The sequence below is a fragment of the Sulfurimonas limnophila genome (assembly GCF_059705345.1).
The window spans coordinates 1,850,362-1,876,224 of sequence record NZ_AP046127.1; the positions used below are offsets into that span (position 1 = coordinate 1,850,362).

General features: G+C 35.8%; 27 protein-coding genes. 6 read left to right on the top strand and 21 right to left on the bottom strand.

The window, feature by feature from the left end; genetic code table 11:
* The first annotated feature begins 41 nt into the window (after positions 1–41).
* Positions 42–1,286: a diguanylate cyclase gene (locus AC6H33_RS09400; RefSeq protein ID WP_497604624.1), complete on the top strand. Its 1,245-nt coding sequence runs from the start codon at positions 42–44 to the stop codon at positions 1,284–1,286.
* On the opposite strand, the gene AC6H33_RS09405 is transcribed toward AC6H33_RS09400, so the two are convergent.
* From AC6H33_RS09405 to AC6H33_RS09415, 3 genes are read right to left on the bottom strand one after another with little or no spacing between them, the layout of a single operon-like run.
* On the bottom strand, positions 1,283–2,395 hold the full coding sequence (locus AC6H33_RS09405) for a vWA domain-containing protein (protein WP_497604625.1): 1,113 nt from the start codon (positions 2,393–2,395) through the stop codon (positions 1,283–1,285). The two genes, AC6H33_RS09400 and AC6H33_RS09405, sit on opposite strands and share 4 nt — an antisense overlap.
* A 7-nt stretch (positions 2,396–2,402) precedes the next feature.
* Positions 2,403–3,398, bottom strand: a complete 996-nt coding sequence (locus AC6H33_RS09410) for an AAA family ATPase (protein WP_497604626.1) — start codon at positions 3,396–3,398, stop codon at positions 2,403–2,405.
* The gene (locus AC6H33_RS09415) at positions 3,395–4,753 is read right to left on the bottom strand and encodes a hypothetical protein (RefSeq protein ID WP_497604627.1); all 1,359 of its coding nucleotides are present in this window, start codon (positions 4,751–4,753) and stop codon (positions 3,395–3,397) included. Before AC6H33_RS09415 ends, AC6H33_RS09410 begins: the two co-directional genes overlap by 4 nt.
* An 85-nt stretch (positions 4,754–4,838) precedes the next feature.
* Between AC6H33_RS09415 and nhaA the strand changes: the two genes are divergently transcribed.
* Positions 4,839–6,173 (top strand): Na+/H+ antiporter NhaA, encoded by a 1,335-nt coding sequence (gene nhaA, locus AC6H33_RS09420; protein ID WP_497604628.1) that lies wholly within the window; start codon positions 4,839–4,841, stop codon positions 6,171–6,173.
* On the opposite strand, the gene AC6H33_RS09425 is transcribed toward nhaA, so the two are convergent.
* Genes AC6H33_RS09425 through AC6H33_RS09435 form a run of 3 tightly spaced genes read right to left on the bottom strand, consistent with a single transcriptional unit; the run spans position 6,170 to position 8,984 of the window.
* Positions 6,170–7,195, bottom strand: a complete 1,026-nt coding sequence (locus AC6H33_RS09425) for a dipeptide epimerase (protein WP_497604629.1) — start codon at positions 7,193–7,195, stop codon at positions 6,170–6,172. The genes nhaA and AC6H33_RS09425 overlap by 4 nt on opposite strands.
* Positions 7,192–8,325: a DUF819 family protein gene (locus tag AC6H33_RS09430; protein WP_497604630.1), complete on the bottom strand. Its 1,134-nt coding sequence runs from the start codon at positions 8,323–8,325 to the stop codon at positions 7,192–7,194. Before AC6H33_RS09430 ends, AC6H33_RS09425 begins: the two co-directional genes overlap by 4 nt.
* Positions 8,322–8,984 (bottom strand): N-acetylmuramoyl-L-alanine amidase, encoded by a 663-nt coding sequence (locus AC6H33_RS09435; RefSeq protein ID WP_497604631.1) that lies wholly within the window; start codon positions 8,982–8,984, stop codon positions 8,322–8,324. The genes AC6H33_RS09430 and AC6H33_RS09435 overlap by 4 nt, the downstream gene beginning before the upstream one ends.
* Before the next feature lie 103 nt (positions 8,985–9,087).
* On the opposite strand from AC6H33_RS09435, the gene AC6H33_RS09440 reads away from it, so the two are divergent.
* Together AC6H33_RS09440 and AC6H33_RS09445 are read left to right on the top strand one after the other, a co-directional pair.
* Positions 9,088–9,447, top strand: a complete 360-nt coding sequence (locus AC6H33_RS09440; RefSeq protein WP_497604632.1) for a hypothetical protein — start codon at positions 9,088–9,090, stop codon at positions 9,445–9,447.
* A 122-nt stretch (positions 9,448–9,569) separates the two neighbouring features.
* On the top strand, positions 9,570–10,313 hold the full coding sequence (locus tag AC6H33_RS09445) for an exonuclease domain-containing protein (protein ID WP_497604633.1): 744 nt from the start codon (positions 9,570–9,572) through the stop codon (positions 10,311–10,313).
* 130 nt (positions 10,314–10,443) lie between these two features.
* Here the strand turns inward: AC6H33_RS09445 and AC6H33_RS09450 are convergent, their stop codons facing one another.
* Together AC6H33_RS09450 and AC6H33_RS09455 are read right to left on the bottom strand one after the other, a co-directional pair.
* The gene (locus AC6H33_RS09450) at positions 10,444–11,781 is read right to left on the bottom strand and encodes a Na+/H+ antiporter NhaC family protein (RefSeq protein ID WP_497604634.1); all 1,338 of its coding nucleotides are present in this window, start codon (positions 11,779–11,781) and stop codon (positions 10,444–10,446) included.
* 46 nt (positions 11,782–11,827) lie between these two features.
* Positions 11,828–12,451, bottom strand: a complete 624-nt coding sequence (locus AC6H33_RS09455) for a GNAT family N-acetyltransferase (protein WP_497604635.1) — start codon at positions 12,449–12,451, stop codon at positions 11,828–11,830.
* Positions 12,452–12,549: 98 nt separating this feature from the next.
* Between AC6H33_RS09455 and AC6H33_RS09460 the strand changes: the two genes are divergently transcribed.
* The gene (locus AC6H33_RS09460; protein ID WP_497604636.1) at positions 12,550–13,200 is read left to right on the top strand and encodes a L,D-transpeptidase family protein; all 651 of its coding nucleotides are present in this window, start codon (positions 12,550–12,552) and stop codon (positions 13,198–13,200) included.
* Positions 13,201–13,204: 4 nt separating this feature from the next.
* On the opposite strand, the gene argS is transcribed toward AC6H33_RS09460, so the two are convergent.
* The 8 genes from argS to rpsB form a co-directional block, all read right to left on the bottom strand.
* Positions 13,205–14,800, bottom strand: coding sequence for an arginine--tRNA ligase (argS, locus tag AC6H33_RS09465; protein WP_497604637.1), 1,596 nt, complete (start codon positions 14,798–14,800; stop codon positions 13,205–13,207).
* A 3-nt stretch (positions 14,801–14,803) separates the two neighbouring features.
* Entirely contained in the window at positions 14,804–15,049 is a 246-nt protein-coding gene (locus AC6H33_RS09470; RefSeq protein ID WP_497604638.1) for a Sec-independent protein translocase subunit TatA/TatB, read from the bottom strand.
* A 62-nt stretch (positions 15,050–15,111) separates the two neighbouring features.
* Positions 15,112–15,732, bottom strand: a complete 621-nt coding sequence (gene gmk, locus AC6H33_RS09475) for a guanylate kinase (protein ID WP_497604639.1) — start codon at positions 15,730–15,732, stop codon at positions 15,112–15,114.
* Complete coding sequence (locus AC6H33_RS09480) at positions 15,732–17,156, bottom strand: hypothetical protein (RefSeq protein ID WP_497604640.1); 1,425 nt, start codon at positions 17,154–17,156, stop codon at positions 15,732–15,734. Before AC6H33_RS09480 ends, gmk begins: the two co-directional genes overlap by 1 nt.
* A gap of 46 nt (positions 17,157–17,202) precedes the next feature.
* On the bottom strand, positions 17,203–17,970 hold the full coding sequence (gene fliR, locus AC6H33_RS09485) for a flagellar biosynthetic protein FliR (protein WP_497604641.1): 768 nt from the start codon (positions 17,968–17,970) through the stop codon (positions 17,203–17,205).
* Between the two features lie 18 nt (positions 17,971–17,988).
* Entirely contained in the window at positions 17,989–18,633 is a 645-nt protein-coding gene (locus AC6H33_RS09490; protein WP_497604642.1) for an ABC transporter ATP-binding protein, read from the bottom strand.
* A gap of 43 nt (positions 18,634–18,676) precedes the next feature.
* Positions 18,677–19,729, bottom strand: a complete 1,053-nt coding sequence (gene tsf / locus AC6H33_RS09495; RefSeq protein ID WP_497604643.1) for a translation elongation factor Ts — start codon at positions 19,727–19,729, stop codon at positions 18,677–18,679.
* Positions 19,730–19,731: 2 nt separating this feature from the next.
* Positions 19,732–20,508, bottom strand: coding sequence for a 30S ribosomal protein S2 (rpsB, locus tag AC6H33_RS09500; RefSeq protein WP_497604644.1), 777 nt, complete (start codon positions 20,506–20,508; stop codon positions 19,732–19,734).
* A gap of 349 nt (positions 20,509–20,857) precedes the next feature.
* On the opposite strand from rpsB, the gene AC6H33_RS09505 reads away from it, so the two are divergent.
* Positions 20,858–22,528 carry a DUF3373 family protein gene (locus AC6H33_RS09505; RefSeq protein ID WP_497604645.1) on the top strand — a complete coding sequence of 557 codons (1,671 nt, stop codon included), beginning with the start codon at positions 20,858–20,860 and terminating at the stop codon, positions 22,526–22,528.
* Between the two features lie 71 nt (positions 22,529–22,599).
* Here AC6H33_RS09505 and bcp read toward each other — a convergent pair whose 3' ends face one another.
* The 5 genes from bcp to murG all read right to left on the bottom strand — a co-directional run bounded on the left by bcp (position 22,600) and on the right by murG (position 25,860).
* Positions 22,600–23,067 carry a thioredoxin-dependent thiol peroxidase gene (gene bcp / locus AC6H33_RS09510; RefSeq protein ID WP_497604646.1) on the bottom strand — a complete coding sequence of 156 codons (468 nt, stop codon included), beginning with the start codon at positions 23,065–23,067 and terminating at the stop codon, positions 22,600–22,602.
* Between the two features lie 10 nt (positions 23,068–23,077).
* Positions 23,078–23,659: a cytochrome b/b6 domain-containing protein gene (locus tag AC6H33_RS09515; RefSeq protein ID WP_497604647.1), complete on the bottom strand. Its 582-nt coding sequence runs from the start codon at positions 23,657–23,659 to the stop codon at positions 23,078–23,080.
* Positions 23,660–23,773: 114 nt separating this feature from the next.
* Positions 23,774–24,268 carry a DUF420 domain-containing protein gene (locus tag AC6H33_RS09520; RefSeq protein WP_497604648.1) on the bottom strand — a complete coding sequence of 165 codons (495 nt, stop codon included), beginning with the start codon at positions 24,266–24,268 and terminating at the stop codon, positions 23,774–23,776.
* Complete coding sequence (locus AC6H33_RS09525; RefSeq protein ID WP_497604649.1) at positions 24,234–24,845, bottom strand: DedA family protein; 612 nt, start codon at positions 24,843–24,845, stop codon at positions 24,234–24,236. Before AC6H33_RS09525 ends, AC6H33_RS09520 begins: the two co-directional genes overlap by 35 nt.
* A complete protein-coding gene (gene murG / locus AC6H33_RS09530) occupies positions 24,838–25,860 on the bottom strand; it encodes an undecaprenyldiphospho-muramoylpentapeptide beta-N-acetylglucosaminyltransferase (RefSeq protein ID WP_497604650.1) in 1,023 nt (340 codons plus the stop codon). Before murG ends, AC6H33_RS09525 begins: the two co-directional genes overlap by 8 nt.
* Positions 25,861–25,863 lie beyond the last annotated feature (3 nt).

Here is a 25,863-nt window from a genome sequence, read left to right on the forward strand (position 1 = left end):
ATACTATAATAGTAAAAAATATTATGAGGAAAGCCTATTTTATGGAGAAAATATTAGTTGTAGAGGACAACAAAACATTAGCAAAACTAATTGCAAAAAAAATAAATTTAGAGCTTGGTTTTGAAGTTGAAGTAGCTTATAGCTTTTTAGAAGCAAAACTTTTTCTAAAGAGATATAGCTACTTTTTAACTCTTGTTGATTTGAATCTTCCAGACGCACCAAATGGCGAAATCGTTGATCATATACTTGAATCTGGCAATCACGTTATCGTTTTAAGCGGAAATATTGACAAAACATTTCGTGCCAATATGCTCAAAAAAAATATAATTGACTACGTAAATAAGGGCGGTGTTGATGATATAAATTTCATAATTAACACAATTGCCAGACTCAAAAAAAATAAAGAGCATAAAATATTGGTTGTTGATGACTCTATGGTTTTTAGAAAACAGATGCAGAGTATGCTTGAAAATATGTTTTTTAAAGTCATAACAGTTGCACATGGAGAAGAGGCACTTGGTATTTTAAATAGCGTCTCGGACATAAGTTTAGTTCTAACAGACTACCATATGCCTGTGATGGATGGGCTAGAACTTACAACAGAAATACGAAAAAAATATACAAAAAATGATTTGACAATCATAACTATCTCTGGCGATAACGACGATGATACAACTGCTATGTTTTTAAAAAGCGGAGCAAATGATTACATCAAAAAACCTTTCTCAAAAGAGGAGTTTTCATGTCGTATAAATAACTCTATCGAAGCGCTCGAGAACATTTATACAATAACAAACCATGCAAACAGAGACTTTTTAACAGGTCTTTACAACAGAAGATACTTTTTTAGCAATATGCTTCCTTACTTTGAAAAAGCTATAGCTGATAGTGAAAAATTTACAATCGCTGTTATAGACATTGACTATTTTAAAAAGATAAATGATACATATGGGCATGAAATAGGCGATAGAGTCATAAATAACTTAGCTGATATTTTAAGAACTAATATCTCTCAAGATGATATAGTTGCACGATTTGGCGGCGAAGAGTTTTGCATCGTTTTAAAAAACATAACTCCAGAACAAGCTTTGAGTCGTTTTGAAAAGATAAGAGAAAAAGTACAAAACACTATTGTTTCATTAGAAAATGAAGAAAAAATCAAATTTACTGTCTCAATAGGGGTGCTTTTACATCCAGAAGAGACTCTTGAAGAGAGCATAAATCAAGCGGATATGCTTCTTTACAACGCAAAGCAAAACGGAAGAAACCGCATAGAGCACAACTAAGGCTCTATCACTATTACCTCTCCAAAAGGAATTTCTCTCTCCTTTGGAGCTATCCATTTTACTTCATACATTGGGCGCTCTTTTGGGAAAACACCTTCTAAATCGCTAAAATACAGAAGTAGCTTCAAATCATCAAGCTCATTCTCTATAAAATCAAAAACCGCTCTAAAGTCCGTTGCTCCTCCACCGCGTAGCTCTATATCTAAAATGTCTCCACTGTAAAGAGTCTTATGAGATTGAATCTTATCATCACACACAATTAGCTCAAGATGAAAGTTTGGAAATGTGTTCATGATGAAATTAAGCTCACTTAAAAATGTACCTAAAAGAGCCTCATCAACAGAACCCGAGCTATCAATTGCAACTGCAAATTTAAATGTTTGACTCTTTGAAGACGGAAGATATATACCGCTGTAAAGAAGTTTTTTACTTGGAGGAAGAAGGGTGTAGTCATCTCTGTAAAACTTATCAAGTGCGACTCTGAGCTCATCTCGCCAATCTATTTTACTTCTATAAGAAAGAGTAAAAAACCTCGCCATTGACACTGGAATCTCGCTATTTTTTTGAGCCTCATCAAGCTTGGCCTTTGCAAACTCCTCAAAGAGTTGCTCATCTTGAATAAGTTCTGGATTTTTAGAGCTGTTTTGATTATCAGAGTCACTTTTTGTATCTTCTATATCATCTGCCTCATACTCTAGCTCATCACGCAAAATATCATCTTTGAGCTCGGCATAAATCTCCTCAGCATACATTCCGCTAAATCTCTTAGAGTAATGCGCCCTATCTGGTCTCTCTAGCCCATTTTCAACCAACATATCATTTATAGCGTAGTCAGTAGCTAACTGCCAAAGCCACCCGCTTCTGCCATTTTTTCTAGTCTCATGAGCCAGAGAAGCGTGCATAGCGCCATTTGCAAAAACAAACTCCATCTCGCTGCCTGTTAGTTCTACTAAAAAATCACTGTTGTACTCAAGTTTTATGCCATTGCTCTTAAAGCTCTCAATATCATCATTTACAATTAACTCCAGCTTTGAAGCAAGTACCCCAAAAAGTGGGTAGTTTACCAAAAGTTTAGCTTTTGCTTGGGAGATTTTTTGCTCGATTGACATCTAACTTTTACCCCAAAAGATAAGCAAATTTTTTAACCCACTCCCTAAAGGCTTCTGAGTGTTCCATAGTTATGCCATTTCTTTGCAAATCTTGCACTATCATTACGGCAAATTCTGCTTTTAAATCGAGTGTGTATCTTAGTAGATTCTCTAGCTTCTCATCACTTTTATCTCTAAGAAATGTGCTTACGAGTCCACCACTTAGGGCGTAGAGGACATCTACTTCATCGCTGTATTCGCCATTTGAAGTTTCCAATATCTCATTTATATCTGGCAATCTATCTATTACTTTTATAAAAGATAAAAAAGAGACTCCAACATCTCTTCCAACTGCACCGCTTATGGTGTCAAGCAGGAGCGATTTTGGCATGTTAGTTTTTAAAATACTATCTACATAAGCCCAGCTTCTAGGCGTTGCAAAGCTTTTTGTATCGTTTTTTGCATCAAAGGTAAAGAGATGTTCATTTTTGTATGAGATATAAGAGAGAACCCTCTCATCAACTCCGCTCCCATAAGCCCAAAGCCTCCAGTCCTCTACATCAACATCCATCTCAAAGTGAACAAATCGATTTGCTAAAGGGCTAGGCATTCGATATGTTACGCCTCTATCGCTATCACGATTTCCAGCAGCTACTATTGCCCAACCATCTGGCAACTCATACTCTCCAACTTTTCTATCAAGGATTAGTTGATACGCAGAAGCTTGAACACTTGGCGGGGCGGAGTTTAACTCATCTAAAAAGAGAACTCCCTCGCCATCACGAGGCAAAAATGCAGGAGGCGCCCAAAGTGCGGTATGTGACTCTTTATCATAAAATGGTATCCCTTTTAAGTCAGTTGGATCCATGAGCGCTAGTCTGAGGTCTATAAAACCTACTCCTCTGCTTTTTGCTATCTGCTTTACGATAGAAGACTTCCCAATCCCTGGAGCACCCCATAAAAAAGTAGGAACTCTCTGCTCTATCAAAGAACCAATCGTTACTATCAAATCCGTTGCTCTCACACTTCCCATCCTATATTTTCTTGTTGTATATGTTTTGTAAACGCAGGATTTTCTTTTACCTGACGTGCTACTCTTGAGTCAAGCTGAAGCTGATATAGCGCCTCAACAGGGGTACTTTTATTTTGTGCTAAAGAACTCAAAACCTCTATATCTTGGCTACTTGAGAGAGCTTCAAGTATATTTTTGGGAGTATTTGGATTTTGGGCTAAAGAGATATGATTTGCCTCATCTTTATACGCCTCTGCAAGATTCTCTTTTGAAAGGTTACTATTTTTATACACTTCACTTGAGAGAGCTTTTGATTTAACTAAAAGAAGTCTCATTGCCACGCTGTAATCTAACTTTTCATTAAGAGCCAAGGCTATATCAACATCATAAAGGTTCAAATCTGCAAGTCTTTGCTGCATCTGAGTTGTAAGTGAGCTGTTTTTAGCAACCTCAACAGGAACTACTTGTATAAATTTTTCAAAAAGTTCACTATTTAGTTTTAGGTGAAGTGCCAAATTTTTAGTATATTTTTTATTTAATAAAAGTTTTGAAATAAGATCACTTGATATGTTTCTGCCCATTGAAAGGGCTTCCAAAACTTCTTTATCCTCAGATTCATATAGTTCTATCTGCATCTCTTCATCACAATCATGTCTCATAGCAATCAATGTTTTTACTCTTGAAGATGCTTTTTTTATAAGCTGACTCAAAACACTCTTTGAAGCTTCATGGTGTGTTGCGATTGCAGATAGGATATTTTGATTTGCGCCGCTTCTGCCTTCAAGTAAAGTTTTTTGAAGCGGCTCTAGTTCAAATATCATCTCGATTAATTCAGCTTTTGCAGTTTGAGATATAAGGTGCATAAAGCCTGATGTAGCGTACTGAACGTTATGATTTCTCTCTATATTTTTGTAAAACCTAAGAATGATGGAAGCACTTACATCACGGTTATCATCATTTTCAAAAAAATCTTCTCCACTCCATGAGTACATCTTTAAGAGTTTAAAAAAGAGTTCATCCTCTATGGTTGAGTTTTGTATAAAAGCTTTGAGTCTCTCTTTATCTCTGCTAAGTTTTAGACTCATCAAAAGAGTGTCTGCGTCTATATAACGTGCTAGTTCTTTCTCAAGTATATCAATAGAGATAAACTCCAAAAGAGTTGATTTTGCCTTATAAAGCGCATCATTCTCATTTTGTTCATATGGAGTCATCATCTTGCCATCAATGACAAGAACGACATCCTCGGCATATTTATCTACCACTGTTATCTTATGAAATTTCATCTGCGACGCAAACTCATCACTGCTAAATGCACGGCTTTTGCCAAATAAAAGTACTGTTTTGTTTTGTAATTGTTCTAAATTCATAGTCCGATTATAGCAATTAATATTTGAATTTTTATGCTATTTAACTACATAAGCTATAATCAAAACCCAAAATAAAGGATTTGTTATGAAATTATATGCACCTTGGCAGAAGGCTTTTGAGAAAATAGCTACACCTTTTGAGCAGTTTCTTCATGCTCAGACAACAACTGGACTTATGTTAATGCTTATGACTATTGTTGCTCTAGTTCTTGCAAACTCGCCATTTGCAGATGCATATCTACACCTCTTTCACACAAAAATAGATGTTTTTGTAGGTGAGTATGGTGTCTCAAAGAGCATTCATCACTGGATAAATGATGGACTTATGGCAATCTTCTTCTTTATAATCGGACTAGAGATAAAAAGAGAGATTTTAGTCGGAGAGCTCTCAAACATAAAAGTTGCAATTTTACCAATAATCGCAGCAATCGGCGGGATGGCACTTCCTGCACTCATATACTACACTATAAATTTAGGAGATGTTGGTGAAGCTGGATGGGGAATCCCTATGGCTACGGACATCGCCTTTGCGATTAGTGCTTTGGTTCTTCTTGGAAGAAGAGTATCTCCGTCTCTTGTAACATTTTTAGTAGCTCTTGCTATCGTTGATGACCTTGGTGCGGTTGTTGTTATCGCTCTTTTTTATACACAAGAGATACACATGTTGCCTCTTCTTTTCGCTTTTATATCTTTTTTGATTTTAGTCTCATTTAACCGTTTTGGCATACATATGATACTTCCTTACTTTATAGTTGGATTTATCATGTGGCTATTTATGTTGGAGTCTGGCATACATGCAACAATCGCTGGGGTAATTGCTGCTATGGCGATTCCTTCACGTCCAAAATACTCTCCTATCGACTTTACGCAATCTGCAAAAAATAGACTCGAAGAGTACGACAACTACCCAATAACAACCGACTATATGATGCACGAACAGCAAAAAGCAATCCTTCAAAATATAAAAGACAAGATAGACGCTATCAGTTCTCCATCAGCTAGGCTTGAACACTCTTTACATCTTCCAGTGAGTTTAATCGTTATCCCTCTTTTTGCACTTGCAAACGCTGGTGTTTCGATAGATTTTTCATCGGCGTATGATACGCTACTTCAGCCAATCTCTTTAGGTGTCATTGCTGGTCTTGTTTTTGGAAAAGTTTTTGGAATAGCTGGAATCTCTTATCTTGCCGTAAAACTTGGTATCGCCAAACTTCCTGAGAGCAGTACAATGAGTCAAGTTTTTGGTGTAGCTTTTCTTGGTGGTATCGGCTTTACGATGTCTATTTTTATCGCGGAACTCGCATTTGCAGGAAACAGTGAACTTGTCTTTCAAGCAAAAATAGGTATCTTAGCGGCATCTCTGTTTGCTGGAGTATTTGGCTTTATCTGGCTTAAATACATAGCAAAAGGTGCAAACTAGCGAGGTTTTATCTCGCATCCATTAAACACAAAATCTAGCTCTTTAGGCATCTCTTTGTAAAGCAAAGGGCTGTCCAAATCCACATACTCAATAACATCACGATATGCAAACGCCAAATGAAGCGCCATATTTATAGAGTATGGTCCCTCTAACATCGAGCCTAACATGCACTTAAACCCGCTACTTCTTGCGAACTCTAAAATCTCTATCGCTTTACTCACTCCGCCACACTTCATAAATTTGATATTTATCATATCTGCACATTTATCTTTTATAACTCTTTGCGCATCTTCAAGCGTAAATACAGCTTCATCCGCCAAAATAGGAATATGTGAAAGCTCAGTTATATCTTTTAAACCATCAAGATTTGGAGCTTCAACTGGTTGTTCTATAAGTTTTATAGGAGTATCAAGCATATTTTCTATAAAGAGCATCGTGCTCTCAAAATTCCACGCTTGATTTGCATCTACTAAGATTTCACATCTTGGTAATTCATCAGATATTTTTCTAATAATATCTATCGCATGTAAAACATCACTTCCAACTTTTACTTTAAGTATCTCCATGCCGCTATCAAAGGCTTTCTTGGCATCTTGCAGCATAACATCCGCTTCATTTAAACTGATAGTTATATCGCTCTTTAGTGGCGATATATCTGTTGCGCCAAAGTACTCATAAAGTGGTTTTTTTGCCTCTTGAGAGAGTAGATGAACAAACGCTATATCAAGTGCCGCCTTTGCGCTGGAGCCAATAGCACACTTTGTATGTAAAACACCAAGCGCCTCTTCACAAGTAAGATTTAAAAACAGCTCCTCAACACTGCCAATTGAAGTTAATATAACATATATATCCTCCCCCGTTATAGCCTTTGTAGCAGGTGCCTCGCCGATACCTATGAAGCCATTGTCACACTCCACCTCAACTCTTACAAACTCTACATTCGATGTCTGGCGCAATGCCGTTTTAAATGGAGTTTTGAGTTCTATCTGTTTTACCTCAGTTGTTATATTTACTATTTTCATTTTACCATCCAGATCAAAATATTTCCCACCGCCAAACCTCCGAAAGTTCCTACAATATACCCCATTATAGCCATCAAAACCCCGACACCGACAAGTGCTTTGTTGTATGTTGCCGCGAGTATAGATGCCGAAGCCACTCCGCCTATGTTTGAGAGTGAAGCTATGGCAATACTAAATAAATCAAGCTTAAATATCTTTGCTCCAACTACCATGATAACCGCATGAATGACTAATATACAAAACCCTGCAAAAACATAAACACCAACACCGCTAAAGTTCTCAAAGAGTGCTTTTGAGCCGATTAGTGCTATGAGCATATAGAGCATTGTAGTAGCAACTTCACTCGCTCCGTTTATGTTTTTCAATTTTGTAAATGAGCCAATAACCCCAAATAGAGTAGCAAGTACGACTGTTGTTGTCGTATAGTTAAAAAGAGCAAATCCGCTCTGCGCTATTAGATTTACAACAAATGCAACGACGATAGAGAGAAGTATCAAAAACCAATACTTTTTTGCTCCTATGGTGCATGAACACCCAATAGAACTTAACTTTGCCATCTGTTCATGCGAGGATGTAAAAGTGTTGAAATAGTGCGCAAATGGTGTTAAAAAAAGCAAGAACATTATCCAAATAGTATAGTTTACGCTATCAACTATCAGTGCATATCCAAATGCTTCTTGAGATACATTTAGCGCAGAACCAACTGCTATCATATTTGCAACTCCGCCCATCCAACTTCCACTAAGTGCGCCAAAAGCAGATGCCATCTCTTTGTTAAAATCAAAAAGAAAAGAGATAAGAACAAAAGCAAAAGCGAGTGAGAAAACAGCCAATAAATAGGCAATGACAAGGGATTTGCCAAGCTTAAAAAAATCCCTAATATCAACTTGTAAAAGCATCAAAAAAAGCATAGCAGGGAGAAGATTTTTCTTTGTATTTTCATATATAGCATCTATTTCCACATTTTGCGCAAATACTCCCATGGAAGCAAATGTCATGCTAAAGAGATAAATCAGCACAACAGCGGGAACAAACTTAAAAAACTTTAACTTGCTTTTTTGCTCAACTAAAGTAATTACAGCAGCCAAAGAAGCTAAAGCAAAAAGATACCCAAAAGGTGAGGAAATCATCTCTTTTCTTTAGCGCAAGGCGCGTCTTTAAACCCTTCTATACTCTCTCTTAAAGCACTCATAAATCTCTTTGATGGGTCGTCTTTACGTGTTCTGTACTTACTATCTTCTTCAAGCCATAGTTCACTTCCCTCAAAACATCTATACTCGTAATGCCCCACAACATATTCAACACTTGGAAATCTACTTTTAATCTCTTTAACAAGCTCTATATTTGCGCTTAACTGCTCAGGTGTCAAGTTGTCTTTTGAGTTTTGCCCGCCAACATTTTCTATCCCAATAGAGTTATAGTTAAGCCCTATAACATGCCTTGCCATGCTATCAAGTGGCATAAGTTGATGGATAGTTCCATCTCTATCAACCATAAAATGAGCTGAGACATTTACTGCTCCGCCTCTGTCTATATCGGCTCTAGCGCTTGGGAGGGTTTCTGAGTGGAAGCAAGAGAGCGAATTATTAAAATTATCTATTGCCGTATGATGTATAACGATTATTTTTGGAACTATTTTTATATCTTTTACATCTAAGTTATAGTGAGTTTTTATGTACTCTTTTGTGAGATCTACTCTCATTTTTGTAAATTCAATTGGTGTATGCTTTATCTCTATGGCTATTAAAAAAACAGAAGAAATCAAGATAGTTAAAAAGATTTTATACATACAAATACCTCTAAAAAAAATTAAAGACAGTATATTATAATTAACTTTTATATGCTTTTAATAGCTATATCTATACCATCATACTATGAATACTTATCCTATTGTGAAGCAAAATTTATTATTAGAGCCACTTAGTTCAAGCGCACTCAAACTTGTTCGTGGCATATATAACACTTATGTATCAAATGATGAAGAAGGTGCGATAGATATAAAGATTTCAAACTTCTTCAAACTATTAAATCTTAAAGATTCTAAAGAATCAATGTATTATATTCAAGATTTATTAGAAGAGATAAACGAGCCTATCGCCGTTAGAAATTTTGAGTTTAGAGGGATTACAACTCAGCTTAAATTTGTTCAGTTTTGTATCTATAAAATCAAAACAGATGTAATTAGCATAGAGGTAAGCGAAGAGTATTTGCACGCTCAAAGCGAATATATGTTAGACTCGTTTCTTTTTTAGTAACGCTAAAGGAAGTAATTCCTTTAGCTACGCTAGCCGCTATGGCACTGAAGCTTGCCGCTTGAAGCGGCAGATAACTTGAACACAAGCCTTTTTTAGGCAAAAAACTAAAAGGTAGAGATTTGGCAAAAAGATATATTATTTTGGATACAGAAACAACTGGCATAGGCGAAGAGGATAGAGTAATTCAGCTCGGTTTTATGGTTTTGGGTGAAAAAGAGATAGAGGTTCAAAATGAGTTTTTTAGCACATCCGTTCCAATTAGTTTTGGAGCAATGGAGACGCATGGCATCACTCCAAATATGCTAGTAGACAAGCCTCTTTGCAAAGAGAGTAACTCATTTAAAAGACTAAATGAACTTAACACAAACGAGAACTATCTCATCATCCATAACGCAAAATTTGATATAGATATGCTTCAAAAAGAGGGTTTTAAAACTCAAATGAGAGTTATAGATACGCTAAGGGTTGCAAAACATCTACTTCCAGACGAAGAAGCACACAGACTTCAATACTTCCGTTATAAAATGGAGCTCTACAAAGAGGAGCAAAAAGAGGCAGATGAGCTAAACATCGTTATAAAAGCCCATGATGCAATCGGCGATGTTTTGGTTTTAAAACTACTACTCAGTAAGTTAAAAGAGCTTGTTATCGCTCAGTTTCCAAAAGAAAACCCAGTTGAGAAAATGGTTGATTTGACAGCTACACCAATCATGATAAAATCATTTAACTTTGGAAAGTACAGAGGCAAAACTCTTGAAGAAGTAGCTAAAAGCGATGCCCCATATTTGAGATGGATGCTAAGCAATATGGAAAATCTTGATGAAGATATGCGCTACTCAATCAACACCGCTTTAACCATTTAAAATAACCTCAAAGCAGTTGCTTCCTAAAACATAGTCATAATCAAGTTTAAGCTCATGTTTTTGTACAACTGCGTTAGTTATATAAACTCCTAAGCCAAGTCCACTCATAGAAATTAACTGTCATGGTCATTTAAGAGGTAAAACTAAAAGCTAAAAACAGTACCAAAGCAATTCCCCAGCTTATAAATGCGTAGGGGAGTTGTGTGTTTGTATGTTCAATGAGTTCACAATCACTTGCCATTGCGGAGATGATAGTGGTATCTGAGATAGGTGAGCAATGATCTCCAAAAACACCTCCAGATATAGCAGCACCAACACAAAGAGCCATATTTGCATCCATGGAGAGAGCCATTGGAATAGCTATTGGAATCATTATGCTAAAAGTTCCCCAGCTAGTTCCTGTTGAGAGAGAGATAAGAGATGCTATGATGAAAATAACAGGAGCTAAAAAAACTATACTTAAATTTTGACTAACCAATGAAGCCAAAAAATTGCCAGTTTTTAACTCTGTCGTTATCTCTCCTATACCAAAAGCAAAAAGAAGTATAAGTGCAATTGGAACTAGCTTTAACGCACCACCAAGAGCAGTTTTACCCCATAATGAGAGTGACATGTTTTTTGTTCCTACAAAATAAAAAAGAGTAAAAAGCACAGTAGAGAGCATTGTATAGAAGATGGAGCTAGAGCCACTTCCTTTTAAAATATCGCCATCTCCAGTGATGTACAAAAAGAGAAAAACAAAAAGCACCATTAAAATAATTGGTATAAGCATATAAAACATACTCTGCGATTTTTCAGTGCTTATCTCTTCATTTTTTGGCTTATGTTTTGCATTTTTCATAGCTCCTATGTCTATGTTAAACCATATCGCTACAAATGTCACAAAGAGCGCTGCCATCGCATAAAAGTTATATAATACAGATGTTAACAAAACATCCAAAGCGTCAAGATTTAGCGCATTAAGTGAAATTTGTGTTGTTATAAGCCCTAAAAGAAGCGCTCCCCATCCATTTAAGATGATAAGAGAGCTAACAGGAGCAGCAGTTGAGTCACAAACAAAAGCAAGTTTTGCACTTGGGATTTGGTATTTGTAACAAAACGGTTTTCCAACAGCTCCTGCGATTAGAGATGTTATGGTTGACTCTATAAATATAAAAATACCTATAACATAGCTAAGCATCAAAGCAGATCGTGGAGATTTTACAACACCTGTTTTATGCTGCATAAAATCAACAAAGCCATCAATACCGCCAGACTTTTCTATCAAAGCCATAATACTTCCGACCAAAACTGCAAAAGAGAGTGTTTTTAGTATCCATGGCTCTTCAAGCAGAGATATAAAAAGTAAAAATATAGTTTTTAGTGATGCGATAAGAGAGAAGTCATTTAATATAAATCCGCCAAGAACTATACCTCCAAAGAGCGAGAGAAGAACATTTCTGCTATATAGTGCTAAAGCAATCGCCAAGAGCGAAGGAAGAAGGGAGAGGGCTGAGGGTTCTATGCTAAACCTATCAAAACTCTATAGAGAGTAAAACTAAACCAGGTCTTCCAAAAATCTCTTTATACGGTTCGCAATCTTTTTGCTTAACCTCTTTGAAACCTAGTTTCTTATAGTAAAGAAGAGTCTCTAGTGAGCCAATTTCAACTATAGTTTGTGCGATTCTATACCCTTTTAGCCTTGCAGTTAAAAGACTTTTTTGCATAAGCGCTTTTAAAATTCCAACATCCATAAAACCTTCCAGCTCTTCCATGTAGTCAAAAACAAGAGTTCTGCTGTTTAGCACAAAACCGCAAATATCCATCAAGCCGAAGTACTCATTCTCCTCAGCGTTAACACCAATCTCTTCTAAAGCACTTATAAAAGTCTCTTTAGTTATAAGTCTTGGCTCATAACTCGCAAGTGAACCGACAGATTTACCATCAATTTCTGCGATTAAAAAATTACTAAAATGACAACTAGACTTTGATGTAGTATTTGTTAGTTTTTCTAAATTTTTTAAAGTCTCTTCATCATTTTTTGTTTTAAAAATCAGGTCAAAAACACCGATTTTTTTATCTGCCCTAGTACTTTGTAAAATCATTTCTGCTAAAAAAGACCCATCAGCACTAGTAGCTTTTCTTATATTAATACCCATAAACTTTTTTCCATTTTTTAAAAATTAATCTGTTTCACATTTTGGTAATAGTAACATAGTTTATGGTAAAAAACTTCTTAATTATTATAATTTGTCAAATGTTCCTTTTTGCTAGTGAGCAAATCATTTTAGTCGTTGCAGATGAGTTTAACTCAACCAAAGCTAATCTAATATGTTTTGAAGACAACAAGGCTGTTTTTGAGCCCATAGAGGTAAATTTAGGTGCGAATGGAGTAGCGTTTGGAGCTGGAGATGTTGAGTTCTTTAAAGCAGACTTAAATCCCATAAAACATGAGGGCGATAAAAAAGCACCGCTTGGTATATTTACTCTTGACTCTGTCTTTGGTTATGAGAGAGAGATAAATCTTAAAATGCCATATCTGCATGCAACAAAAGAGTTAATTTGCGTAGATGACTCAAACTCAAAATTTTATAACCAAATCATTAGAAAACCCAAAGAGTTACCTGCTAGTTATGAAGAGATGCGACGGGAAGACTCTCAATATGAATTAGGAATTACAGTTGGACACAACAAAAAGCAGATACCACAAATGGGGTCATGCATCTTTATACATGTAGAAAAATCAGAAGGTGCACCAACTGCTGGATGTACGTCAATGAAATTAGAAGATTTAAAAAAAATAGTCTATTGGCTTGATAAAAGCAAAAACCCAACTCTGATTCAAATCATTTCCGCGCAAAAAAGAGAACTATTAAGGCTCTATCCCTTCTTGGGGATAAAGCCTTAAGTGACTACTCCTCTTCTTTACTCATATAATCTTTTGCTTGTATGCCCATCAAAGAGAGTCCAGTCTTTAAAGAGAGCCCAACAAGCATAAGAAGTTTAAGAAGTTTTGCCTCATCCTCTGTTCCTATAATTCTGCAATCATAATAAAATTTATGCAGAGATCCAGCGAGTGATTTTAGATACTCTGGAAGTTTTTGAACCTGTCTTGAGCTAAAAGCATCTTCTACAATCTCTGGAAGTAAAAGTGCATCAAACATAAGCATATCCGCATTTTCATCTAGATTTTTAAGTGATGCAGACATTATCTCATCATAACTCAAATCACTCTTTGAGATGATAGTTTTTATTCTAGCATGAGCATATTGAATATAAAAAATAGGATTCGAGCTATCTTGCTTTTTAAACTCTGCGAGATCAAACTCTAAGGCTGTATCGCTTTTTTTAGAAGCAAAGATAAATCTCAGTGCATCTGAACCTATCTCTTCTACTATATCACTCATAAGAATCACATTTCCAGCACGTTTACTCATCTTGTAAGGTTCGCCATCTTTTAAAAGACTCACCATTTGAGATAGTAAAATTTCTAGCTTGTTACTATCGTAACCTAAAAACTCAACTGAAGCTTTTACTCTAGCCATATATCCGTGGTGATCTGCGCCCCAGATATTTATATAGTGATCATATCCGCGTTCAAATTTTTGGTTATGATAAACTATATCACCCGCCAAATACGTAGGACGGCCATCTTCACGAACAACAACCCTGTCCGCATCATCGCCTCTTAGACTTGATGCTATAAAGAGCTTATCGTCCTTCTTGTAGACACCTTCTCCCATTTTAGCCATTGCTCTATCCCAGTCATCATAGAGAGTTGACTCATAAACAAAGGTATCAAAAAAGATATTTGTATCTGCTAAATCTTTTTTTATAATCTCTATTACACCATCTTTTGCCCAAAGTGCCAGCTCTTTTTGACGAGACTCATCACTTAAAATCTCTACTCCAAACTTTTTTATGGCTTCATTCGCCAGTGGAGCAAGATAATCACCTCTATAATAACTCTCTGGATATTCAACACTCTCTTTGAGTATATTTTCTCTTCCATAAAGCTGGATGGAGAGCCCTAATAAATCTATCTGATTTCCAGCATCATTTACATAATACTCAGCGGTTATATCATAGCCCAAATGACGAGCCAGTCTAAAGAGTGTATCCCCATAAACAGCACCTCTAGCATGTCCGATATGTAAAGGTCCTGTTGGGTTTGCACTAACAAACTCTAATAGAATCTTCTCTTTTTTTTCTTGTTTTGCAAATTCTTCAGGATTATCTAATGCCCAAGAGCCATACTCACTTAAAAATTTTTCACTTAGGCGAAAGTTTAAGTAACCTTTTACAGATTCAACTTTAGTAAAAATATCATTATCTTCAAAAGAGGAGGCAATTTCATCAGCAATTTTCATAGGAGATTGCTTTAGCTCTTTGGCTAAAGCAAAAGCAATAGGGGTAGCAAAGTGACCAAAAGAGCGATCACGGGGCTTTTCTAAAACAACTTCACGACCAAACTTTTCGCGCAAAAGCGCCGATACTCGTTGTTTCAAAACTTACGCTTGTTGAGTTGTTTTTGGAGTCTCTTTTGAAGCAACTTCTTCAGCAGATTCAACTTTTTTAGGAGCTTCAGATGAAGCTGATTTTACATCTGTCTCATCATCTTCATTTTTCATTTCAGCTTTAAAATTTTTAATTCCTTTGCCGATACCCTTTGCAAGTTCAGGTATTTTCTTTGCACCAAACAATAAAACAACTATCGCTAAGATGATTAACAGCTCTTGTCCACTAGGCATTCCCATGTATATTCCTTTTTTAATTTAAGTCAGAAATTATAGCCAAGTTTGCTGTAACTTCTCTTATTTTATATATCTTCCCAGCTTCTAACAAAATCATTTATCTCATTTGCTGGTATTTTTACTCTTGCTGCTTTTGCTATAACTCTTAGCACTTGAGCTGCTTCTTGTAGGTTGTCATTTACTATTAGAAAATCATATTCACTAACTCGTTGCATCTCTCTCTTTGCCATATCTACTCGACGATCAATTACCTCTTGGGAGTCTGTTTTACGAGCTTCAAGACGTTTTTTAAGTTCTGAGAGTGTTGGCGGGGAGATAAAAACAGAAGTTGAAATATCTCCAAGGCGATTTGTGATTGTTGCATTTCCTTGAACATCTATATCAAAGATTACTAGCTTCCCTGCCTTAAGTGCTTCTTTTACAGGTTTTATTGATGTTCCATAATAGTTTGAATGTACAACAGCGTATTCTAAAAACAGCTCATCCTCTAAATCTTTTTTAAATTCACTCTCATCCACAAAATGATAATGAACTCCATCTACTTCACCATCTCTTATAGGGCGCGTTGTTGTAGAGATAGAAAAATAACACTCACCAATATCGTTGATTACCTCTTTAAGCAAAGAGCTCTTACCTGCTCCGCTTGGGCCAGATAGAACTAAAATAGCGCCTGTTTTATGATTCACTATCTATCGCCTAATGTTATGTTAATATTTATCTTCATCCCTTTTAATGAAGCTGCTACATTTTTGTCTGTAAGCGCTTTTAAAAGATTTTTAAGAGCTTCAACACCATCGTCATCGCTACTATCATTAGAGTTTTCAACTACTTCATCATCATTATCAAAATCTTCTTCAAACTCTTGAGTATCTTCATCTTTATCTTCTGCTTCAAACAACTCTTCTTCTAGCTCATTAACATCTTCACCAATAGCAAGTTTTAAATCTCTACTAGTTAAAGAGCCGATATTTAGTAAAATATCTTCATCTACTTCTGTTTTTAAATCTTCATCACTTAAAGAACTAACAGCACTTTGTATCTGTGAAGCCAACTCCTCTTCGTTGAACTCTTCTTCTTGTTCGATATCATCTTCTTTGAATTCTTCTTCAGATAGCGCCTCAAGTGTGTCGTCTAGTTTTATCTCTTCATCATCTTCTGAGTGTTCTTCAAATTTATCATCATCAAGAGTAAAATCTTCTTCTGCTAATTCTTCATTAGCAATATCAGCGGTGGTTTCATCTTGATCAAAATCATCAAATTCTTCGAGGCTATCAGATTGTATATCTTTTTCTAAAGTTTTCAAATCTTCACTATCATCTTCTTCTAATAATTCATCAAGATTTTCAACACCATCTTCTGCACTATCTTCAATTTTCAGCTCTTGCGTATCTTCAAAATTAAAATCATCTTCATCTTCCAACTCTTCCATATCAAAATTTTCGGTCTCTGCCTCTTCTAAAAGGCTCTGGACTTCATGAAGCTCATCTTTATCTAAAATTCCATCTTCAAGAACTTCATTTTCGACAACTTCATTTTCGACATCTTGAATTTCATCTACTTCATCAATCTCCTCAAATCCATCAAGTTCATCATCTTCATCAATCTTATCAAACGCATCAAGTTCATCATCTTTATCATCTTTATCAAGCTCTTCAAGTGCATCAACCTCATCAAGCCCTTCCAAATCTTCTATATCCTCAGAGCTATCTAAATCATCAAAAAAACTATCATCATTGTTGTTGACTTCCTCTAAATTAGGTACATCGTTTATTTTATTTATATCTATTATTCCTACCATTTTTTCTAAAGAAATTAGCATCTCAACTAAATCAGTTGGTAAAAATGGCTTTTTAAGTGTTTTTGTAAATTCTTGAACAGGCGCAGCATCTTTAGAACAGATAAAAAGAGATTGACTAAATTCTGCCTTTTCTATAATTTTATCCATATTCTCTTCGCTATAAAAGGCATCGTCAATAATTAAAAGATCATAATATTTTGACTCTATTGCTTCGATGCTATCAACTGTAACTAGCTCATCTGAAGTCTTTTGCACACTCAGAGTCACTAGCTTGTTAACTACTGGATTATTATTTAAAAGTAATATTTTCATTACGTGTTCCCTTGAAGGCTCTTTTGACGTTATTGTATCAAAAAAACTAAAAAAACATCTCTAAAAAGTTAAAAGCCTCGAGCATCTGCCCTTTTAAAATCAGCATAATTGCGCTAAGTGTAGCTATGAGTACAACAAAAGAGACCATGATTTTTATAGGAAATCCTATTACAAGAAGATTAAACTGAGGCATTGTTTTCATAAGCATTCCAAATATAACATCAGCCAACCAACCAAGTGCAGTAATTGGAAAAGCTATCATAAAACCAACCAAAAACATATTTGACATCGCTTTTATAATATAGTTAAATAGATTCTCACTCATTACAAAACCGCCAAGAGGAATACTCTGCAAAGATGAGTCAATAAAAAGCAGTATCCAGTGATGCATATCTATTGAAAAGAGCATCATCAGAGCCATTAATGATAAAAATTGAGAGATAATTGGCATTGAAATTCCAGATTGTGGATCAATTGCACTTGCCATTGAAAAGCCCATCATAAAAGATATTTGTCCACCAGCAAATGTAATCGCATTAAATGCAATTTGCAAAACAACACCTATTGCAAGTCCAAAAAGTAGCTCACTTAAAATTGCGATAACAATGCTTGGAACTGTTATGGGGATTAAAAGTGGTGGCATAGAAGAGTAAAAAACTATAGTGAAAAAAAATGCCATTGATGTTTTTATACTAACAGGGATGCTATTATGTGAAAATATTGGTACAGCCATAAAAAGTGCTGCAAATCTAAAAAAAAGAAGAATGAAACCGACTATATAAGTATCACTAAATACTTGCGGCCATGTCATCATAAGGCTACGCTTTTTCCATTAGCTTACTCTTACGAGTTCTTTATTTGTTAGTTTATACACTTTATGACATCTCGCAGCTAACTCTTCATCATGTGTAACTAAAATCATTCCAGCACTATGGTTTTGCAGGTACTCAAAAAATATGTCCATTACTTCATTTGCAGTTGTTTTATCTAAGTTTCCCGTTGGTTCATCAACAAATAAAAGACGTGGTTTTTTTGTTAAAACTCTAGCAATTGAAACTCTTTGTTGTTGGCCACCTGAGAGTTCTGTAACTTTTTGTTCCATAGTTTTATCAATATGCAATCTTTTTAAAAGTGTATTGTCGATTTCTTGTTTTGATAGGATTGCAGCAACTTCTAGATTTTCTAAAGCACTAAAACCTTTAAAAAGATAGTGAGACTGAAACACTAAACCTATCTCATCTCTTTTTATTTCCGAAACTCTTTTTTTGCTCATCTTCGAGATATCTTCATCAAAGATGCTAACAGTTCCACTATCTGGTTTTAAGAGTGTTGATAAAATATTTAATAGTGTAGATTTTCCACTTCCGCTTACGCCAATAATAGCAATAGACTCACCCTCTTCTAATTCAAGTGATATATTAGAGAAAAGTTCATATTCAAAAGTATGTGTTAAATTTTTAGCGGATAATAAATTCATAAAGGGATTATAGCAGATTTAAATGGAGGGTAAGGAAAAATCCTTAACCCATTTGAGCCGCAACTTCAGCAGCGAAGTCGTCAACTTTTTTCTCAATACCTTCACCTACTTCAAGACGAACGAAATCAATTATTTCAGCAGTTCCGCCAGCTTCTTTTGCAGCAGCTTCAATAGCTTGTGCAACAGTTAGTTTGTCATTAAGAACATAAGTTTGATCAAGAAGCGCAAGTTCTTTATCAAGAGTTGTATTATCATCAATGTAACGAGCTAATTGACCTGGAACGATTTTGTCCCAGATTGCTTCAGGTTTGCCTTGAGATTTTAAAGTCTCTTTGATATCAGCTTCAGCTTTAGCCAAAACAGCATCTGTTAATTGACACATAGAGATAAATTCTGGAACATTTTTAAGAGGTTTTTTAAGACGAGCTAACTCTTCATTCTCTTTTTTAATTGTTTCAATTCTACCTATTGTCTCATCTTGAACATACTGAGCATCAAAATCTTTATAAGATAGTGTTATTGGCTTCATTGCAGATGCATGCATTGCAACATTTTTGAGCATTGGCACAAGAGCTTCTGCTGTTTTTTTGCTATCACATTTAGCAGATACGATAACCGCAATACGGTTGTTAGAGTGAATGTAACCATTGATAGCTACAGTCTCATCATCTGCTTTGATAGTTTTAAAACGGCGAAGTTCTATCTTCTCACCAATTTTTACAACTGCTTCACTAAAAAATGAGCCAAATGCAGTAGCTTTTAGACTCTCAACATCTGATGGAGAAGTAGAGTAAATCTCTTCTGTTGTTTTTAAAACAAGATTTTTAAATCCATCGTTTTGAGCAACGAAGTCAGTCTCTGAGTTGATTTCAACTACAGTAGCTTTAGAGAAATCATCAGCAATTTTAAAACCTACAAGGCCTTCAGCAGCAACACGATCAGCTTTTTTAGCTGATTGCGCAATACCACGCTCTTTTAACCAAGCAGTTGCTTTTTCCATATCTCCGTTACATTCAACTAAAGCTTTTTTACAGTCCATCATCGGCGCGTCAGTAGATGCGCGCAGATCTTTTACCATTGCTGCTGTAACTTCCATAATTATACTTCCTCTGTTTCGAAATCTTCTGCTGTCATATCATCAGCATTTACAGTAGCTTCTTCAGAATCTTCTGCTTGTATATCGTCTCTTCCGCCACTTCTCAATGCTTTACCTTCGTTGATAGCTTCAGTCATTTCACGACAGAAAAGTTGGATAGAACGAATAGCATCGTCATTTCCAGGGATTGGGTAAGTGATAAGGTCTGGATCACAGTTTGTGTCAAGTGGAGCAACAACTGGAATACCTAAACAACGAGCTTCTAAAACAGCAATATGCTCTTTAACAGCATCCATAACAAAAAGCATATCAGGAAGTTTTTTCATATTGCGGATACCACCGAAATATACTTCTAGCTTCTCTTTTTGACGAGAAAGCATAAGTGCCTCTTTTTTAGTTAAAAGATCAATTTGACCATTTTCTTGCATCTCAGAGATAACATCAAGTTTACGGATAGATTTTTGAATAGTTGGGAAGTTTGTAAGCATACCACCTAACCATCTGTTATCTACATATGGCATTCCACAAGCGATAGCCGCATCTCTAACAGAAGCACGAGCTTGTTTTTTTGTACCAACAAAAAGAACTGTTTTTCCCTCAGCAGCAGCATCCATAACGATTGTGTATGTGTTACGGAAATAACGAAGAGTTTTTTGTAAATCTATAATATAGATATTTTTACGAACACCAAAAATATATTTTTTCATTTTCGGGTTCCAACGACGTGTTTGGTGTCCGAAGTGTACACCACATTCTAATAAGTCTTTCATAGTTACCATATAAGGTCCTTTAAAGGCATTTAAGCCAGATTTTTACCAGTTATCTTTAGCACAGTCGGGCAATTTGTTCTTAAAAAAGAAGTTGCACTGGTTTATTTGACACATGCTTGTTAATATTTTCTTAGCATTTAAGCAAAAGAAAAATCCGCGAATTGTACTAAAAAAAAGATAAAGTTTTGCTTTTTTTATAATTTCTTCATTGTAACACTGTGTTGTTGTATTACAATTTTTTATATAAAATTATCACAATTTAAAAAAAAATTTATATAATCTTGGTATAGTACTACAACTATATTATAAAAAAAAGTTTTACTTCACAGTCTGCTTTTTTTGCAAAAAAAGGATTAAAATGAACAAGCCACTACTGCTATCGTTAGCTGCTGCCGTACTCTTAGGCACAAATCTAAATGCTGAGTCAATGTATGAAAGATTTGAGGCTATGGAAAAAGAGATGCAAAAACTCAAACATGAGATTGCTGCACTTAAATCTCAAAACGCACCTAAAAAAGTTATAGCAAAAAAAGCTCAAGATAACGAAGATGCTAAAGACACTCAAGAAGATGATGAAGAAGATGAGAAAGATGGGGCAGTAGCTTCACAAGATGCTACTAAAGCATCTCCTGCAATAAATGCCGTTTTAGCTCAAGAAGACAAAGATGACGAAGAAGAAGATGATGAGCCAGAGATAGCGTCAACTGAAGATAGACTCTTTGACCTTGAAGAAGCGGTATCAGAGATAAACAGAAATACTTCTGGTTCACACATAAAGTTCCAAGTTGATTATAGATTTGCTATAGAAAACATGGATTATCAGATGGCAAATGGCAGTAGAGCTAAAAATGATGGCTTCATGACAAACAGACTCTGGTTAGATATGGGTTATAAAGCTACTAACAACCTGAGCTTTGTCGGACAACTTGCTTACAACAAAGCATTTGGTGCTCGTTCTGGAGCAAATAATCCAGCAAATGCATCACTTGAAGCATTTGACTGGATAGCAAATGAGAACGCTTATGATGATATGATAAGAGTTAGAAGCGCTTACTTCCTATGGCAAGACAGAGAGTTTATGGGTCTTGATATGCCATGGACATTTAGCATAGGTCGTCGTCCATCAACAAATGGAGCACTTGTAAACCTAAGAGATGATGATGTTGCATCTTCACCAATAGGTCATGCCATAAACGTTGAGTTTGATGGTTTAAGCTCACAATTTACGCTTAACAAAAAATATGGAACTTCTGTAAAACTTTGTCTTGGTCGTGGCATGAGCAATGCCGCTCCAAAATTTACATCTACTCCTTATACAGATGTTGATAGTACAAATGGTGGAAATTCAAACATAGATCTTGCAGGATTTATCTTTACCCCTTATGATGACAAACAGTATAAAGTCTCAAGCATGTACTACTATGCAAGTAACTTGATTGACGCTGTAGATCCGATGGATTATACACAGGGATTTAATACTGTTGGCGGTATGCATACGGGGGTAGTTTATGCCTCTGCAAAAGGGATTGGTAAAAATCTAGGTACTTTCTTGGAAGACACTACTGTTTTTGCAAGTTTTGCAGTTTCAAAAACTGATCCAAAAAATGGACAAGGAATGCTTGGTTCTGATTTAGATGAGAGTAAGACTGGTACATCATTTTGGCTAGGAACGCAATTCCCTTCACTTCTAACAGACGACGGAAAATGGGGCTTAGAGTATAACCATGGAAGCAAATACTGGAGAAGTATGACTTATGGAGAAGATACAAATATAGGTTCAAAACTTGCTGCTCGTGGTGATGCTTATGAAGCATACTTTACAGAGTATTTGGTTGATGACATTTTATCAATGCAGCTTCGTTATACATATATAGACTATAAATATACTGGAAGCAACGGTTTCTTCGGAAATACGTCAGGATACGCAATGGAAATTGCAGATGTTATGATGACTCCAGATGGTGATATTGCTGGTAGAGTTGTTGACAAAGCTCAAGACATCCGTCTTTATATCCGTTACAGATATTAATAAACAACTTCAAGCACTTTAATTAAAGTGCTTACTTACTCGTTCCCAAGTTTCACTTGGGAATGCATACATTAACCCTGCAACCCCTCTAACTTCTCTTTTACAATTCTTGCGTGCTCTTTTACTTTAACATTTTTCCAAATAGCTTTTATAACGCCATCAGGATTTATAATCATGGTTGAGCGTACAATTCCCATATACTCTTTGCCATAATTTTTCTTCATAGCCCATACACCGTACTCTTGCATCATAGCTGTACTCTCATCACTAAGTAGCGTGATGTTTAAATCTTTTTTATCTATAAAATCTCTATGCCTTGCTGTGCTATCTGCACTAACACCTATTATTACCGCATTTAAAGTACTAAAATCTGGTGCGGCTTCACTAAAGTCACACGCTTCTGTTGTACACCCTGGTGTGTTATCTTTTGGGTAGAAGTAAAGAACTATCCACTTGCCTCTTAAATCCCTTAAGCATATCTCTACATCATCTTGATTTGGCAGACAAAAGTCTGGCGCTATACTCTCTAATTGAACCATTTAATACCTTTTAAAAATTATCTTTTATTTTTCCGTTTATCATAGTTGATATTATTCCGTGCTCGTCTCTTATGTCTGCAACCACTACCCCCGCGATATGAAGCGGTATAAATATTAAAAAGTAGTTATAGACAATCTCGTGAAACTCTTTTATATTTTTAAGAGTTGCCTCTGCCAAAACAAGCTCTTCTCTAAGGTACATTGCAAAACCGCTTAGTGTCATAAGAAAGAGTGCTCCATACAAAAAATAGTAAGAGAGCTTTACGCCCTTCTTATGCAGGTCTAACGAAGAAAAAGAGTCTCTTTTGCTTTTATCAAAAAACATTAGAGCAATTCTGTAAACAACTAAAAAAGCAAGTGCATACCCTAAAATCAGATGCCACTCCCACATATTTGCGCGGATGGCTTTTGCTATGAGCCTAGCATCTTCTTCAAAAATATCTACTCCGATATCTGAGAGTTTTGTCATTATAATTTGGGCATTTGTTTTGTAGCTTAAAAAACTTTTTCTAAGCAAAACAGTTCCAACCAACCCCAAAACAACAATAGCGTTTAACCAGTGCCAAATCCTAAATGCAGCCGTGTATTTCATCTTATGCTCCTTATAGTTCTCAAAAAAGTTGTTTTTCATAGCTTTAGGGGGCTGGAAGGAACAGCAAGTCCCTCCCACCAAAACAAACAGGTTCGTTCTGGTGTTTTACATCCACTAGTATACAAACATCAAAAAATAGACCCAAATACCAGTCAGAGAGGTAAGAACAACTCCAGCAAATGTAAAAAGTCCAACTCTTCTATGTTTGCCTAATTGTAACAACTTTTTTGCCATAAAAATAGCAATAGCCCAGATAATTATAGTTACTAAAGAGATTGCTATATGAAAAATCAAAACAAACATAGCATAATCGTGAGATACATGACTCTCTTTCATAAAGGAGTCAAAACCTCCGACAACTCTAACACCATACTCAAAGTAAAAAAGTACAATCACGGAAAAAGCAAAGATAAAAATCTGAAGATAGGAGTGAATTTTATAGTGCTTATTTCTGGCAAATGAGATTGCACCAGCTACAAGAAAAGGTAAAAATGCAACTATAAGTGTTACTAAGTCCATAAAAAATGGCGCTCTTGTTCCTAAAAAACCCTCTCCAAACATATATGTTATTTGACTATGCATCTTTATCTCGCTTATTTCTTTGTACATAAGCATACCACGAAGCAAGTAAAAATAAAATGATAATAGTTATTATAGTTATCTGCTTCAAGTAATTCTCAAGAAGTTCCTGATTCTCACCTATCATATATCCAAGTGCTACCAAAATCAGAGCCCAAAGAGATGCTCCAAGTGCTGTAAAAATTGAAAAAACAACTAAGTTCATACGAGCTAAACCTGCTGGGATAGATATGAGCTGACGTATTCCTGGAACTAACCTTCCTATAAATGTAGATATATGCCCATGTTTAGCAAAATAGTCATCCATCTTTTGTAGTGCATTTTCATTTATAAAAAAATATTTTCCATATTTTTTCAAAATTTTTCTACCAAGAAAGAGCGCTAAATAGTAGTTTATAAATGCACCGCTCATTGAACCGCTTAGTGCGCTAAGCATAATCATAAAAATATTCATATCTCCCTTGGAGGCAAGATATCCAGCGGGAATAAGAACTATTTCGCTGGGGAATGGGATAAATGAGCTCTCTATCGTCATAAGAAGAAATATACCAAGATATCCCCAGTCAAAAATAGCCTCAACTAAAGTGGTAGCTGCCTCTCTAAGCATTTAAGCTCATCGCTACATCTGTTATCATCTTCTTCGCTACATCTTTACTTGAGTACTCCATCAGCGCTTTGCTCTTTAGCGCTAAATTTTGTTCTAATATAGTGAGCAGAGTTGCTATCAAATCTTCACCCTCTCTTTGACACCATCCAAGGTTGTTATCTACTATAAATTTTGCATTGTAGAATTGGTGATCTGAGGCTGCGTGAGGAAAAGGGATAAAAAACGCTGGTAGAGCATTTGCGCATAACTCCCAAAGAGTACTAGCTCCTGAGCGACTAACTGCTAAATCTGCCCTTGCCATAAGTGATGGCATCTCTTTTGTAAAGCCGTAAAGTTCTGCCTCTACACCAAGCTCTTCATAAGCGCTCTTGACTCTCTCATAGTCTCTCTCACCTGCTTGATGGATTATTTTTATGCCTCTTTTTTGAAGTTCAGATGCCACACTAAGAGCCAAATCATTAATCGCTTTTGCACCTTGAGAGCCACCTAAAAAAATAACGCACTTTATCTCATCTCTTAGCCTTGCATTTTTAAAAAAAACATCTTTTACAGGATACCCTTTTATAGGCGATGCTTCATCATAGGCAGAGATAAATCTCTTTGCAAAAGGTTTTAAAATAGAGTTTAATTTTCCATAAACTGCATTTTGTTCATGTATAAAAAGTGGGATAAGTCTGCTAAGTGAGGCAAAAGATGCTGGAGCTGCCGAGAATCCACCTACACTGTAAGTAGCCTGAATATTATGTTTTTTAAGAATTGCTCTTGAAGCAAAAAAAGCACGTAACACAAGCCAGAGAGCTTTTAGTTTACCAAGACCCCTCTGGTTAACCACACCCGTTGTTTGTAAAAAATAGACATGGCTAAATGTTGAGTTTGCTTCAAAATATTTTCTATCCTGTCCGCTTGTAGAGCCTATAAATATGGCTTCATGTCCATCAGCTACAGCAGCTTCTGCTAACGCTTCTGCAATCATCAAATGTCCGCCAGTTCCGCCACCAGTAATGCAAAGTTTCATCTA